Annotated in this window: 14 protein-coding genes; 8 read left to right on the top strand and 6 right to left on the bottom strand. The window is 56.6% G+C overall.

What is annotated here, in order from left to right; translation table 11 throughout:
* Window positions 1-234 precede the first annotated feature (234 nt).
* Window positions 235-585, top strand: coding sequence for a hypothetical protein (locus tag AC2FFH_RS04350; RefSeq protein WP_496776882.1), 351 nt, complete (start codon window positions 235-237; stop codon window positions 583-585).
* Window positions 586-770: 185 nt separating this feature from the next.
* Here AC2FFH_RS04350 and AC2FFH_RS04355 read toward each other — a convergent pair whose 3' ends face one another.
* From AC2FFH_RS04355 to AC2FFH_RS04370, 4 genes are all read right to left on the bottom strand, one after another.
* Window positions 771-1,013, bottom strand: a complete 243-nt coding sequence (locus tag AC2FFH_RS04355) for a hypothetical protein (protein ID WP_496764850.1) — start codon at window positions 1,011-1,013, stop codon at window positions 771-773.
* Between the two features lie 215 nt (window positions 1,014-1,228).
* Entirely contained in the window at window positions 1,229-1,942 is a 714-nt protein-coding gene (locus AC2FFH_RS04360) for an ABC transporter ATP-binding protein (protein ID WP_496722912.1), read from the bottom strand.
* 99 nt (window positions 1,943-2,041) lie between these two features.
* Entirely contained in the window at window positions 2,042-2,830 is a 789-nt protein-coding gene (locus tag AC2FFH_RS04365; RefSeq protein WP_496764853.1) for an ABC transporter ATP-binding protein, read from the bottom strand.
* A gap of 130 nt (window positions 2,831-2,960) precedes the next feature.
* On the bottom strand, window positions 2,961-4,142 hold the full coding sequence (locus tag AC2FFH_RS04370) for an ABC transporter substrate-binding protein (RefSeq protein ID WP_108858629.1): 1,182 nt from the start codon (window positions 4,140-4,142) through the stop codon (window positions 2,961-2,963).
* Between the two features lie 153 nt (window positions 4,143-4,295).
* Here AC2FFH_RS04370 and AC2FFH_RS04375 point away from each other — a divergent pair, with 153 nt between their 5' ends.
* A complete protein-coding gene (locus tag AC2FFH_RS04375; RefSeq protein ID WP_496738583.1) occupies window positions 4,296-5,390 on the top strand; it encodes a PQQ-dependent sugar dehydrogenase in 1,095 nt (364 codons plus the stop codon).
* A gap of 7 nt (window positions 5,391-5,397) precedes the next feature.
* On the opposite strand, the gene AC2FFH_RS04380 is transcribed toward AC2FFH_RS04375, so the two are convergent.
* On the bottom strand, window positions 5,398-6,402 hold the full coding sequence (locus AC2FFH_RS04380; protein ID WP_496738584.1) for a GlxA family transcriptional regulator: 1,005 nt from the start codon (window positions 6,400-6,402) through the stop codon (window positions 5,398-5,400).
* Between the two features lie 169 nt (window positions 6,403-6,571).
* Here AC2FFH_RS04380 and AC2FFH_RS04385 point away from each other — a divergent pair, with 169 nt between their 5' ends.
* Window positions 6,572-7,942, top strand: a complete 1,371-nt coding sequence (locus AC2FFH_RS04385) for a class II 3-deoxy-7-phosphoheptulonate synthase (RefSeq protein ID WP_496738585.1) — start codon at window positions 6,572-6,574, stop codon at window positions 7,940-7,942.
* 60 nt (window positions 7,943-8,002) lie between these two features.
* Here AC2FFH_RS04385 and AC2FFH_RS04390 read toward each other — a convergent pair whose 3' ends face one another.
* Complete coding sequence (locus AC2FFH_RS04390) at window positions 8,003-8,623, bottom strand: PAS domain-containing protein (protein WP_496764856.1); 621 nt, start codon at window positions 8,621-8,623, stop codon at window positions 8,003-8,005.
* Between the two features lie 299 nt (window positions 8,624-8,922).
* Between AC2FFH_RS04390 and AC2FFH_RS04395 the strand changes: the two genes are divergently transcribed.
* The 5 genes from AC2FFH_RS04395 (at window position 8,923) to AC2FFH_RS04415 (ending at window position 13,303) form a co-directional block, all read left to right on the top strand.
* Window positions 8,923-9,813: a YicC/YloC family endoribonuclease gene (locus tag AC2FFH_RS04395; protein WP_496843830.1), complete on the top strand. Its 891-nt coding sequence runs from the start codon at window positions 8,923-8,925 to the stop codon at window positions 9,811-9,813.
* A gap of 16 nt (window positions 9,814-9,829) precedes the next feature.
* Window positions 9,830-10,471: a guanylate kinase gene (gmk, locus tag AC2FFH_RS04400; protein ID WP_058271617.1), complete on the top strand. Its 642-nt coding sequence runs from the start codon at window positions 9,830-9,832 to the stop codon at window positions 10,469-10,471.
* Entirely contained in the window at window positions 10,468-10,992 is a 525-nt protein-coding gene (locus AC2FFH_RS04405) for a gamma carbonic anhydrase family protein (RefSeq protein WP_496722896.1), read from the top strand. The genes gmk and AC2FFH_RS04405 overlap by 4 nt, the downstream gene beginning before the upstream one ends.
* 31 nt (window positions 10,993-11,023) lie before the next feature.
* Window positions 11,024-12,070: an ATP-binding protein gene (locus AC2FFH_RS04410; protein ID WP_496764860.1), complete on the top strand. Its 1,047-nt coding sequence runs from the start codon at window positions 11,024-11,026 to the stop codon at window positions 12,068-12,070.
* A gap of 192 nt (window positions 12,071-12,262) precedes the next feature.
* The gene (locus AC2FFH_RS04415; protein WP_496722892.1) at window positions 12,263-13,303 is read left to right on the top strand and encodes a substrate-binding domain-containing protein; all 1,041 of its coding nucleotides are present in this window, start codon (window positions 12,263-12,265) and stop codon (window positions 13,301-13,303) included.
* Window positions 13,304-13,338 lie beyond the last annotated feature (35 nt).

A 13,338-nucleotide genomic window follows, 5' to 3' on the forward strand; every position in this document is an offset into this window, starting at 1 on the left:
TGAAACAACCAGATTCGGGGATGCTGTCAGTAACCAGCAAATTATGGCGTCCGACGTTACGAACAGTATCACGCAACCTCAAGATGAAGTGATCCGCTTGGGACAACGCTTTGATCTCGGTGGGATATCCCTAGCTTTCCAGAACGGCTCGCCGGGAAATGCGAAGCCCAACTTACGGAATACGGATCACGTCATGGCGCAGACCCAGCGGCTCCGGGAACAGAAAGGCAAGACATGAAAAACGCGGCGATTTTGTTTTTAAGTTTGGTAGCGCCCGGTGTTGCGGCGGCTCAGAACGATCCTCTGAACGGTGAGGATTTTGTGGTGAACTGCGTCTCGGACAGCACGGGCAACGCGGTGACGCTGGCGCGGTCAGGGGCCACGGACAAAGGGTTCATTGTAACCGATGACGTCAAAGGTGAAGCCGTCATCATCGGCGGGCTGAACTCGCTGACGTTTTTGCACATTAAGGATAAAGATGTGATTACCTTTGTCGTCGACTTCGAGAATCTTGACTACGACATGTCGATCAGGGGCCCGCATGCCGCGCAGGACTTTGGGTCCTGTGGTGATCCGATAGGGTAAATGAGGTTTGATATCTGGCCAGTGAAAACGGGGTCGGGAATAGAAAACCCTGTTTTCCCGGCACAGCAATTTCAATGAAAGTTGGCGATGCTAATCCAACACGTCGAAACTTGGATAGTCGGCCTAGGCGGTTGCGGGAACAAAGACGAAGCTGAAGAGCGCCACATGGGCGTTGAGGTAGGCCACTAGTATTCTTCTCCGCAATGGCCATGGGTTACCAAAACGTCGACCATCCAACCTCTGGTTTGCGTGGTGATTGTAATGTCGGTGGGTTGGCCTTTGTGCAATTTGACTTGCATGTGCGCGATTTCGCTATCCTCAACACTGCTTGCGAAAACAGTGTTTTCTGTGGAAAGCTCTGGATCGATACTAAATTCTCCCATAGGGAACTTGCTGTCTTTTTCTGGAGAAACGGCAAAGGTATTCACCAGGCTCCCGATGGACGAGATTTCCAAGTTAAATCCGTCTCCAAGACATTCGACGGCCTCACAATCGTTGGAAATACAGTGTGCCCGAACTTCACACATCTTCATTCTACAATGCGACAGAGGAACACTTTCGGCGTAAGTCGCTTGCGGTAAAGCGAACCCAACAATGACCGAGGCAAGCAAGTAACACAGTCTTTGTTCAATAAACACCGTCGTTACCCCCCCAAGAAACTCTTCCGCACCTCCGGATCAGCCAACAGTTCCTTGCCCGTTCCAGTATAGGCATTCCGCCCCTGAACAAGCACATACCCCTTGTCCGCGATCTCCAGAGCCTGACGAGCATTCTGCTCCACCATCAGGATCGGCAGACCGGTCCGCGAAACTTCGATGATCCGGTCGAACAGCTCATCCATCACGATCGGCGAAACACCAGCGGTCGGCTCGTCCAACATCAGAACTTTGGGCTGAGTCATAAGCGCTCGGCCTACAGCGACCTGCTGACGTTGACCGCCCGACAGCTCTCCGGCCGCTTGATTTCGCTTGTCGCGCAGGATGGGGAAGAGGTCGTAGACCTGTTCCATGGTTTGGCTGATGTCGTCGCGACGGATGAAAGCGCCCATCTCAAGGTTTTCTTCAACCGTCATCGAGGTGAAGATGTTTGAGGTTTGCGGCACAAACCCCATCCCGCGGATAACGCGGTCCTGCGGAGTGAGGTTGGTGATGTCTTCACCGTCCAGCCGGACAGATCCCGACCGGACATCCAGCATTCCAAAAACGGCCTTCATCGCAGTAGACTTACCTGCGCCATTGGGGCCAACGATCACCGCGATCTGACCTTTGTCCACAGCGATGGTGCACTCATGCAAGATGTCCGGCCCCTTGCCATAACCACCGGTCATGGTGTCACCGATCAGAAACGGCTCAGACATTCACAGGATCCTTCTTCATCTGGCCTTCAAATATCCCGGGGGTTTCGGGGCAGCGACCCCATTTGCGCAAACTGTGTGCACTCACTCTCATCACATCGCTCATGCCCCGGCCTCTAGTTTGTCTTTGTTCTTCAGGCCAGTGCCCAGATAGGCCTCGATCACGTGCTCATTGGCTTTGATCTCGTCCAGTGTACCCTCGGCCAGGACTTTCCCCTCGGCCATACAGATGACCGGGTCGCAAATCTTGCCGATAAAATCCATGTCGTGTTCGATAACGACAAAAGTATAACCGCGTTCTTTGTTCAAACGCAGGATGGTGTCGGCGATGGTCATCAGCAGGGTGCGGTTCACGCCCGCGCCGACCTCGTCCAGAAACACGATCTTGGCGTCGACCATCATGGTGCGGCCGAGTTCCAGCAGCTTCTTTTGCCCGCCAGAGACCTGACCTGCCTTGTGGTCGGCCAGGTGCTCAATGGTCAGAAACTCCAGAACCTCATCCGCTTTAGCCATTAGGGCACGTTCTTCGTCGGCGATGCGCTTGCGACTGAACCAGGTGTTCCACAGCGATTCACCCGATTGGGCGCCGGGCACCATCATCAGATTCTCGCGGCAGGACATCGAAGAGAATTCATGCGCGATCTGAAAGGTGCGCAGCAAACCCTTGTGAAACAGGTCATGCGGGGGAAGGCCGGTAATTTCTTCGCCGTCCATGTACACCCTGCCGCTGGTCGGTGGCAGAACGCCCGCGATCACGTTGAAAAGGGTGGTCTTTCCCGCCCCGTTTGGCCCGATCAGGCCTGTGATCGAACCTTTTTGGATTTCCAGCGACGCCCCATCCACCGCGTGAAACCCGCCGAAATGCTTGTGCACGTCCTCGACGACGATCATCTATTCCCCTAGCCACCCTTGTCGGTGTTTCTGCTTCCTCGACCTCAAAAGGTGAGGTTCGGCCTTTTTTCATTGAAACAGCCCGGACACAAGGCCCGGGCTGCTTGATTTTATGACGTTTAAGACCGGTTCAACGGAAGTTGACGGTCTTGTTTTCGCCGTCGGTTACTTCGATCTCGCGATAAGAACCCGCGCTTTCACCGGGGCCGATCAGCTCAACACCCGACGCGCCGACATAGTCGATGTCCTGACCAGCGGCGAGAAGCTCCAGACCTTTGGCCAGTTCACCCGGATAGATCTTCTCACCCGGGGCGTTGGCGACATCCAAGATCTTGGCACCGTATTCAGCCGGGTTAGTGGAACCTGCCGCCTGCATGGCCAGCATGAACAGCGCGGCAGCGTCATAGGATTCAGGCGAATAGGGCGACGAACCGTCAAAGCCTGCGGCTTCGGCCATGGCAAAGTACTTTTCAGCACCTTCACCGCCCGAACCGGCGATCTGACCGAACGAGCCGTTCAGGTCGGGACCGACGTTGGAAGGCAGCGAGTCACCGATCATGCCGCCCGGCAGACCGAATGTGTCAAAGGCACCGCTGTCCAGCGAGGACTGGATGATGCCCAGACCGCCCTGGTCCAGATAGCCTGCGACAACCAGAATGTCGCCACCAGCCGACGCCAGCGCACCAACTTCAGCCGAGTAGTCAGCCTTGCCGTCTTCGTGCGCGGCAACGATGGTCACTTCACCGCCGGCTGCTTCGAACGAGGATTGGATCGCGTCTGCCAGACCCTTGCCGTAGTCGTTGTTGGTATAGGTCAGGGCGATCGAGTTGATGCCGCGATCCTTCAGGATGTCAGCCATCACTTCGCCTTCACGTGCATCCGACGGGGCGGTGCGGAAGAATAGACCATTGTCTTCCATGGTCGACAGACCCGGTGATGTCGCCGACGGCGAGATCATGACCATGCCGTTCGGGATCGCAACGTTTTGCAGGATCGCACCGGTCACCCCCGAGCAGTCGCCGCCGACAATACCAGCAACGCCGTCCGCGATCATACGTTCGCCGTTCGAGGTCGCCAGACCGTTGTCGATACAACCGGTGTCAGCGCGCGACGCGGTGACCTTTGAGCCGTCCAGCAGTTTGCCGGATTCGGTGACTTCGGCCATCGCCATTTCAGCGCCGGAACCCATTGCAGGTGCAAGCGATTCAATCGGGCCGGTAAAGCCGAAGAGGACGCCCAAAGTGACGTCTTCGGCCAGTGCCGGACCAGCCAGCAGAGCGGATGCTGCGGTTGCAGTAAGCAGCTTTTTCATATGGTTACTCCCTTATTGGAACGTATTCGTTCTGGGCAAGACCCTAGGCAAGCTGTCTGGAAAAGAAAAGTCCTAACGCAAATGTGTTTTTGCCAAGAATAAACCTATTTGTTTTGATGAGTTTGTCACGTTTTACCAAAGTTGGAGATTCTCATGCTTAGGGCTGCCGCGATTCTGGTCCTGTCGGTTTTTGCCGGCCCCATCAGCGCCGATACCCTTCAAACCTCAGCCGGGACGGTTCAGGTCACGGCGATGGTCACCGGGCTGGATGCACCTTGGGCGATCGGCTTATTGCCCGGAGGCGGAACATTGGTGACCGAACGGGACGGCGATCTTTTGTTTGTCTCGGAAGGCGAGGTCAAACGCATTGCCGGGGTGCCCAAGGTGGCTGCGAACGGGCAGGGCGGGCTGCTCGATATCACCGTGGCACGGGATTTTCCGCAGACCCGCGAGGTGTTTCTCACCTTCTCCAAACCCCAAAGTGGCGGGGCGGGAACCGCGGTGGCCGTGGCGCGCCTGTCGGAAAACGGGAGCCGCTTGAACAACGTACGGATCATTTTCGAAGCAGTTCCGGGCGGTTCGACTGGCCGACATTTCGGTTCGCGCGTGGTCGAGGCGCAGGACGGAACGCTGTTTGTTACGATTGGGGATCGCGGCGACCGTCCGTCAGCGCAAGACAGGTCAAACCACATGGGCACCGTTATTCGCATCAATCGCGATGGCACGGTACCTGCCGACAACCCTTTTGTCGGACAGGCTGGAATTCGCCCTGAGATTTGGTCATTTGGTCATCGCAACCCGCAGGGCGCTGGGTTGGACAGGCAAGGTCGCTTGTGGATTTCAGAGCATGGTGCGAAGGGCGGGGATGAAGTGAACCTGATCCAACCGGGGCGGAATTTCGGCTGGCCGGTGATCTCCTACGGCGTTCACTATTCGGGCCAAAAAATCGGAGAGGGGACCTCGAAACCCGGGATGGAACAGCCGGAACACTATTGGGATCCGTCCATCGCACCGTCCGGTTTGCTGGTCTATTCCGGCAAGCTTTGGCCAGAGTGGCGGGGCGATATCTTTGTCGGGTCGCTCAAGTTTGACTACATCTCGCGCCTTGAAGGAACACCGCTGCGCGAGGTCGAACAGATCAAAGGGCCGGAAACCGAGCGCGTTCGCGATATCGTCGAAGCCCCGGATGGGGCAATCTGGTTTATTTCGGTGGGACAGGGAGCCATCTATCGCATGACCCCCGGATAGGCGTAGATCAGACGGACAACCGCCCGCTTTGCGCACCACGTTCACGATAAGGCGTGGTGTTGTAATGGGCCCGGTAGCATTTTGAGAAATGGCTGGGCGAGGCAAAGCCGCAAGCCAAAGCCACGTTGATCACACTCATGTCCGTCTGCATCAGCAGGTTGCGTGCTTTGTGCAGGCGCAATTCCATGTAGTAGCGTTTGGGTGAGCGGCTGAGATAGCGGCGGAAAAGGCGTTCCAGTTGTCGGGTGGACATGCCCACGTCTTTTGCCAGAATCGATGGCGAGATCGGCTCTTCGATATTCTTTTCCATCATCAGGATAACCTGGCTTAGCTTGGGGTGTCGTACACCAATCCGGGTCGGGGTCGACAGGCGCTGTGTATCCTGATCGGTACGGATCGAGGAATAGATCATCTGGTCCGCCACGGCGTTCGCCAGATCCTCACCATAATCATCGGCAATGATCTTGAGCATCAGGTCGATTGAGGACGTGCCGCCCGCAGTCGTCATCCGGTTTCCGTCGATCTGAAACACTGATTTGGTCAGTTCAACTTCGTCGAACTCTTCGATAAAGCTGTCCGAGTTTTCCCAGTGGATCGTTGCGCGTTTACCGTCCAGCAATCCGGCCTTGGCCAACGTAAAGGCTGCTGTGCACAGACCGCCGATGCGCAAACCGCGCCGCGCTTCGCGGCGGACCCAGTTCAGCACTTTCTTTGTTGTCGCCAGTTGCACGTCGACGCCGCCGCAGATCAAGACCACGTCATCGCGTTGCAGTTCGACCAAGTCGGTTTCAACGTTAAAGGTAGTCCCGGCAGAACAGCTGACCGTATCACCACCTTCACCGGCCAGGGCCCACGTGTAGAGTTCTTTGTCTGCCATACGGTTGGCAATCCGCAGGCTGTCCAACGCCGAGGCAAAAGACAGCAGGGAAAACTTGTCCAAAAGGACAAACACGAAATGCCGAGGATTGGCCTCAGCGCCTTCCACTGTGACAACTTGGCGTTGCTCTTGCATGGCTTGGTGTCCTTGATTCGGCGCGTTGTTACGTCGCGTCCGGCGTCGTTGTTGCCAGCCACCATGATCAAAGCTTGTTTCCGACGTCAAGAGGCGCAAAAGGGATATGGTCAGTCTTCAATGCATTTTGTATAGAGACGACCTGACTACTTCAGCGGAGATCAAAGCTATGACCGAATGGCAAAAAACGAACTGGCGCAACAAGCCCCGGGTTCAGATGCCAGACTATATCGATGCGGCCGCGCTGGCCAAAGTCGAGGCTCAGCTTTCTCAGTATCCCCCGCTGGTCTTTGCTGGCGAAGCACGGCGTCTCAAACAACATCTGGGTGCCGCCGGTCGCGGCGAGGCTTTCCTGTTACAGGGCGGGGATTGTGCTGAAAGCTTTGAACAATTCAGCGCGGATGCAATTCGTGACACCTTTAAGGTGATGCTGCAGATGGCGATGGTACTGACCTATGGTGCCAAGGTGCCCGTGGTCAAAGTGGGCCGTATGGCGGGCCAGTTTGCCAAGCCGCGCAGTGCGCCGACCGAGGTTCTGGACGGTGTTGAGTTGCCCAGCTACCGCGGTGACATCATCAACGAGCTGGCTTTCACGCCCGAAGCCCGCATCCCGAATCCCAGCAAGATGCTGCAGGCCTACACGCAGGCTGCCGCTACCTTGAACCTGTTGCGTGCATTCTCGACCGGCGGATTCGCCGATATGAGCATGGTGCATTCGTGGACATTGGGCTTCACGGATGAACAGGATGTACAGAAATACTCGGAAATTGCTGACCGTATCCAAGACACGATCGACTTCATGGATGCCGCCGGGATCACAGCGGACACTACGCATGAGTTCTCAACCGTGGAGTTTTACACCAGCCACGAAAGCTTGCTGCTGGAATACGAAGAGGCTCTGACCCGTCTCGATTCTACTTCCGGCAACTGGTTGGCAGGGTCCGGTCACATGATCTGGATCGGCGACCGTACGCGTCAGCCAGACGGTGCGCATGTGGAATTCTGCAGCGGGGTACTGAACCCGATTGGTCTAAAATGCGGCCCGACCACGACAGCCGAGGACCTCAAGGTTCTTATGGCCAAGCTGAACCCGGAAAACGAAGAGGGTCGCCTGACCCTGATCGCACGGTTTGGCGCAGGCAAGGCAGGCGAGCACCTGCCGCGCCTGGTCAAGGCGGTTAAGGAAGAGGGCGCCAAGGTCACCTGGGTTTGCGACCCGATGCATGGCAACACGATCAAGTCGGCAACCGGGTACAAAACCCGTCCGTTCGACTCGGTCCTGCGTGAGGTACGCGACTTCTTTGGCGTCCATCAGGCCGAAGGCACGGTTCCTGGTGGTGTGCATTTTGAGATGACCGGTCTGGACGTCACAGAATGCACCGGCGGCGTGCGCGCGGTGACCGAAGAGGACCTGTCAGATCGTTACCACACAGCGTGCGACCCACGCCTGAACGCATCGCAGTCCTTGGAACTGGCATTCCTGGTCGCAGAAGAGCTGACCAACCTGCGCCGCGACCGCAAGAACCGCGCAGCCAGTTAAGGTTATAGACAATAATCGGAAAAGGCGGGCTGGATGGGCCCGCCTTTTTTTGTTTGTGACTTAGTCATCGCGCGACACAACCAGCCTCAGATGTGAACCGGGACGGTCAAATTTTTGCTGATCTTCTGCGAATCCGGTCTGGACCGTTTGCGACGGTTGTTTGGGAACCTGCACATCCGACACCGGGCGCAAATTGGTTTCTGAGATTGTGAATCGTCGGGGTGTTGCACCTATAGCGCCGTCGCTGACCATTACGCCCAGAATGCGGCTGACATCACCTAAATCGCTTTTCAGCGGTAACAGAAGCATGCGGGCCTGTAACTGCACACGCCCCAACCGACCTGATGATTCCAGGGTCAGATTGGCGATAGCTGGTTGTGCGAATACCTGTTCCGACACGGTCTTGATCTGGTCCCGCGCGCCGGGCTCAAAGAAGGAAGTCAGCGGCATACCACGCACTTCCATCCCGGCCAGCTGGTTCAAATGCCTCCCGGCCAGACGGAATCGGGTAAGTCCGGGGGCGATGCGTTCCAGAACGAAAGTGTATTCCAAAATGTTCTCAAGCCCGCGCGGGTCGATTTGCGACCGCATGGGAACCCCATCACCTGTCAGAAGCGCCGTCCAATACGCCTCGGCCTGGCGGATAGGCGAAAGGCTGCGCCCGCTGTCAAAACGATCCATAGAGACGATCTTTCCAAAACTTGACCCGAAACCGTTCCCGAAAAAGGTTTTCATCATTATCACCCTGGCGCCTATCGACCGTCATTTTCCTAAAATGCGAAGTACCGGGGACCTCTATCCGAGGCCAGTGTCCGCAGCTGTAAGACTGACGCAGGTTGATTCAATTTTGGAGCAAATCTTTAACGAATGGTTAACGACTGACGGGCAAAGGCAGAGTCAGCAAACTCTTGCCCTGTGCGCGCAGTTCGCATTAGGTGCGCCCAGCAAACTGAAAACAGGCAGCTATGGAAAGGGCAGGCATGATTGAATCCATGACGGGTTTCGCCTCGGGCAAAGGGGCGTTTGGCCCGCATAGCTGGACGTGGGAGTTACGCAGCGTGAACGGCAAGGGGCTGGACATGCGTCTGCGCGTGCCGGACTGGTTGACCGGGCTTGAGGCTGCGTTGCGCGCCGCGATGTCGAAAAAACTAAGCCGGGGCAATGTGACATTGTCTTTGCGCCTCAGCCGAGATGAGACGCAGGCGGACCTGGTCCTGAACGAGACTGCCATGAGTGCCGTTCTTGAGGCTGTGGCGCGAACGCAGGAAATGGCCATTGCGCGGGACGTGACCCTTAGGCCCTCGACGGCCGCTGATCTGATCTCGCTCAAGGGTATGTTGGATGCGGGCAGTGATGGGGATGACCCGGGCCCATTGGTTGGCCAACTGACGGCAGAATTCAGTGGCCTATTGGGCGAATTCATAGAAATGCGCCAGTCCGAGGGTCGGGCGCTGGCAACAGTTCTGGAAGATCAACTTGGGCAGGTGGCTTCATTGACGGTCCAAGCGGCTGAGCTGGCAGAGCAACGCAAGGACAAGATGGCCGAGGCGCTGCGGGATAATCTGGCGCGGGTAATGGACAACGCGCAGGGGGCTGATCCGGACCGCGTCGCTCAGGAATTGGCGTTGATCGCCGTCAAGGCGGACATCACCGAAGAGATTGATCGCTTGAAGGCGCATGTCGTGGCGGCGCGGGATCTGCTGGCGCAGGACGCGGCGGTCGGGCGCAAGCTGGATTTCCTAATGCAGGAATTCAACCGTGAGGCAAATACTCTGTGCTCAAAGGCGCAAAGCGCGGAATTGACAGCGGTCGGCCTTGAGTTGAAGGCCGTAATAGATCAGATGCGTGAGCAAGTGCAGAACGTAGAATAACCACAGGAGCGCCCAAATGGCGGATCGACGCGGCCTATTAATCATTCTGTCCTCGCCTTCGGGGGCCGGTAAATCGACCCTGGCGAAACGGCTGATGCAGTGGGATTCCGAGCTTGAGTTCTCGGTCTCGGCCACCACCCGCGCACCACGCCCGGGTGAGGAAGACGGGCGCGAGTATTACTTCCTGAGTGAAGATGCGTTCCGGCAGCAGGTGTCCGAGGGACAAATGCTGGAACACGCGCACGTGTTCGGTAATTTCTACGGCTCACCGGCGGGTCCGGTACGCGAGTCCATTAACAGCGGCAAAGACGTTCTGTTTGACGTGGACTGGCAAGGCGAGGTGCAAATCCGCAATTCGGATCTGGGCAAGCACGCTTTGTCGATCTTTATCCTGCCGCCGTCTATCCCCGAGCTGCGCCGCAGGCTGGAAAGCCGCGGTCAGGACAGTGAAGACGTGATCGCCAAGCGGATGTTGAAAAGCTGGGATGAGATTAGCCACTGGGGCTATTATGACTATGTTCTGATCAATGACGATCTGGATGCCACCGAAGAGAAGCTGAAAACCATCGTCAGCGCCGAACGCATGCGCCGCATCCAGCAGCCCAGCCTGCAGAACCATGTCCGCACGTTGCAAAACGAATTTGAGGGCTTGGCATGACCATTTACGCTTTGGGTGACCACGCGCCGCAAATCCACGAAGACACCTGGGTTGCGCCGGACGCCAACCTGATTGGGAAAGTCGTTCTGGAGCAGGGTGCCTCGGTCTGGTTCGGCTGCACCATCCGCGCCGACCACGAAGAGATCCGCGTGGGCGAGGGCAGCAACGTCCAGGAAAACTGCGTCATGCATATCGACGCCGGGTATCCGCTGACCATTGGTAAGAACTGCACCATCGGACACAAGGTCATGCTGCATGGCTGCACGATCGGGGAAAACACACTGATCGGAATGGGCGCGATTGTCTTGAACGGCGCAAAGATCGGGAAAAACTGTCTTATCGGTGCCGGCGCACTGATTACCGAAGGCAAGGAAATACCCGATAACTCTCTGGTTATGGGGTCACCGGGCAAAGTTGTGCGGGAACTGGATGCGGCGGCAGCGCAAAAAATCACCTTCAGCGCGCTTCACTATCAGCAGAATATGCGCGCGTTTCGCAAAACTTTGAAACCTGTGTCTTAGGTTGATTCCAAACGCATCAAGAGTGACGGAAATGCCAAACGACCTGCTTGCTGAAATTGTGTCGGCCATTCCGATGCCCACGCTTATGGTTGATCAGACCGAGCGCATCATAGCGGCAAACACCGAAGCCAGAACTATGCTGGGTCAGAACATCGAAGGCCGCCATTTCGCAACGATCCTTCGGCAGCCACAAGTCATCGACGCGATGGAGCAGAGCCTGCGCAGTAAAGGCCCAGCCAAAACGCGCCATTTGTCCAATGATGGTGCCCAGGACACCACTTTCGAAGTGCAATGCCGTTACATGAAGGGTGTGGGCGCGGTGGAGGGTGGTGCCGTGATGGTCGTTTTCCAGGACGTCACGCATCTGGAACAGGCCGGACAAATGAGGCGCGATTTTGTGGCGAATGTCAGCCACGAACTGCGCACGCCTCTGACTGCTCTGATGGGCTTCATAGAAACATTGCGTGGTCCAGCGCGAGATGATGCAGCCGCCCGTGAGCGGTTTCTGCAGATCATGACCGACGAAGCCAATCGAATGAACCGGCTGGTCGGCGATCTGCTATCCCTGAACCGGGTCGAGAGCGAAGAGCGGGTTCGCCCCAGGGAGCAGCTTGATCTGACAGGTCTGTTGCAATCAACGCTTACAACGCTGCGTCCCCTTGCTGAGGCCGCAAAAGTGGACCTGACACTGGATGCGTCATCAGGGCCAATCTCGGTGACCGGAGACAGCGACCAATTGCGTCAGGTGTTCACGAACCTGATCGAGAATGCCATCAAATATGGCGGTAGCGGCGGTAGTGTTGATGTGCGCATTCAGTCATCTGAGCGCGACACCGCCATGCGCGGCCCTGCGGTTCGGGTACAGATCGCAGACAAAGGCCCAGGGATTGATGCCGTGCATCTGCCGCGCCTGACCGAGCGATTCTATCGCGCCGACAGTCACAGATCCCGCGAGCTGGGCGGTACGGGGCTGGGCCTTGCGATTGTAAAACATATTGTAAACCGCCACAGGGGGCGGCTACGGGTCGAAAGCGATCTGGGAAAAGGCTCTGTATTTACAGTGATTTTGCCGCGCTGATTTTCGGCCAATGACGCAGGTTCATTTCAGACGCGCGCTGTGTTCCGTACTGTCCTGTTAAGAAAACTTAAGAAAATCGTTACGTGTCATAAAACCGTTACGTACTTGTCACAAAAGGCTTACGCACGGCTTTTAGGAGTTCGCGCAGATCATCATGGGGTGATCACAATTTATCTTTTCAGGGAGACTGAAATGTCCTTTGTAAAACTGTCGGCTTCGGCGCTTACCATTGCTGCTGTATCGGCCACCGCGGCCGCCGCTCGTGATCAGGTTCAGGTTGCGGGTTCTTCAACCGTGCTGCCATACGCCTCGATCGTAGCAGAAGCCTTCGGTGAGAATTTTGACTTCCCGACACCGGTTGTTGAATCGGGTGGTTCCTCGGCAGGTCTGAAGCGTTTCTGTGAAGGTGTTGGCGAAAACACCATCGACGTTGCGAACGCATCGCGCCAGATCCGTGAAAAAGAAATCAAAGCCTGTGCTGAAAACGGCGTTACTGACATCATCGAAGTTCAGATCGGTTATGACGGCATCGTTTTCGCATCCGACATCAACGGCAACTCTTTCGAGTTCACGCCGGAAGACTGGTACAAAGCTTTGTCCGCTCAGATCGTCGTTGACGGTGAACTGGTCGACAACCCCAACAAAACCTGGGCCGACGTAAACCCTGCATTCCCGGCACAGCCGATCGCAGCCTTCATCCCGGGCACCAAGCACGGCACTCGTGAAGTGTTCGAAGACAAAGTGATCCTGGCTGGTTGTGAGCATCTGGGCGACTTTGACGTCTACAAAGCGGCCAATGGCGACGACAAGAAAGCCGCCGAGAAAGCCTGTATCGCTCTGCGTACCGATGGCGTTTCGGTCGACATCGACGGTGACTACACCGAAACTCTGGCCCGTATCGACAGCAACAAAGACGGCATCGGCGTCTTTGGTCTGGCGTTCTACGAGAACAACACCGACAAGCTGCAAGTCGCAACCATGTCTGACGTTGTTCCTTCGACCGAGTCGATCGCAACCGGCGAATACCCGGTTTCGCGCCCGCTGTTCTTCTACGTGAAGAAAGCGCATATCGGCGTGATCCCCGGCCTGAAAGAATATGCTGAGTTCTTTGTCGCTGACGAGATCGCAGGTCCCGACGGTCCGCTGGCAGAATACGGCCTGGTATCCGACCCTGAGCTGGTCAAGGTACAGGAAGCTGTTGCCAACGAAACCGTCCTGGGCGGCGGTTCCTAATCACTCTTACGAACGGAACCGGGGCGGTTTTTCTC

The organism is Ruegeria sp. YTSC003, assembly GCF_059609785.1.

Bases quoted from the DNA above. Each gene is read 5' to 3' on its own strand.
- AC2FFH_RS04415 (WP_496722892.1), top strand. From the start codon at position 12,263: ATGTCCTTTGTAAAACTGTCGGCTTCGGCGCTTACCATTGCTGCTGTA.
- AC2FFH_RS04405 (WP_496722896.1), top strand. From the start codon at position 10,468: ATGACCATTTACGCTTTGGGTGACCACGCGCCGCAAATCCACGAAGAC.
- AC2FFH_RS04365 (WP_496764853.1), bottom strand. From the start codon at position 2,830: ATGATCGTCGTCGAGGACGTGCACAAGCATTTCGGCGGGTTTCACGCG.
- AC2FFH_RS04395 (WP_496843830.1), top strand. From the start codon at position 8,923: ATGATTGAATCCATGACGGGTTTCGCCTCGGGCAAAGGGGCGTTTGGC.
- AC2FFH_RS04380 (WP_496738584.1), bottom strand. From the start codon at position 6,402: ATGCAAGAGCAACGCCAAGTTGTCACAGTGGAAGGCGCTGAGGCCAAT.
- AC2FFH_RS04360 (WP_496722912.1), bottom strand. From the start codon at position 1,942: ATGTCTGAGCCGTTTCTGATCGGTGACACCATGACCGGTGGTTATGGC.
- AC2FFH_RS04370 (WP_108858629.1), bottom strand. From the start codon at position 4,142: ATGAAAAAGCTGCTTACTGCAACCGCAGCATCCGCTCTGCTGGCTGGT.
- gmk (WP_058271617.1), top strand. From the start codon at position 9,830: ATGGCGGATCGACGCGGCCTATTAATCATTCTGTCCTCGCCTTCGGGG.
- AC2FFH_RS04375 (WP_496738583.1), top strand. From the start codon at position 4,296: ATGCTTAGGGCTGCCGCGATTCTGGTCCTGTCGGTTTTTGCCGGCCCC.
- AC2FFH_RS04350 (WP_496776882.1), top strand. From the start codon at position 235: ATGAAAAACGCGGCGATTTTGTTTTTAAGTTTGGTAGCGCCCGGTGTT.
- AC2FFH_RS04385 (WP_496738585.1), top strand. From the start codon at position 6,572: ATGACCGAATGGCAAAAAACGAACTGGCGCAACAAGCCCCGGGTTCAG.
- AC2FFH_RS04410 (WP_496764860.1), top strand. From the start codon at position 11,024: ATGCCAAACGACCTGCTTGCTGAAATTGTGTCGGCCATTCCGATGCCC.
- AC2FFH_RS04390 (WP_496764856.1), bottom strand. From the start codon at position 8,623: ATGGATCGTTTTGACAGCGGGCGCAGCCTTTCGCCTATCCGCCAGGCC.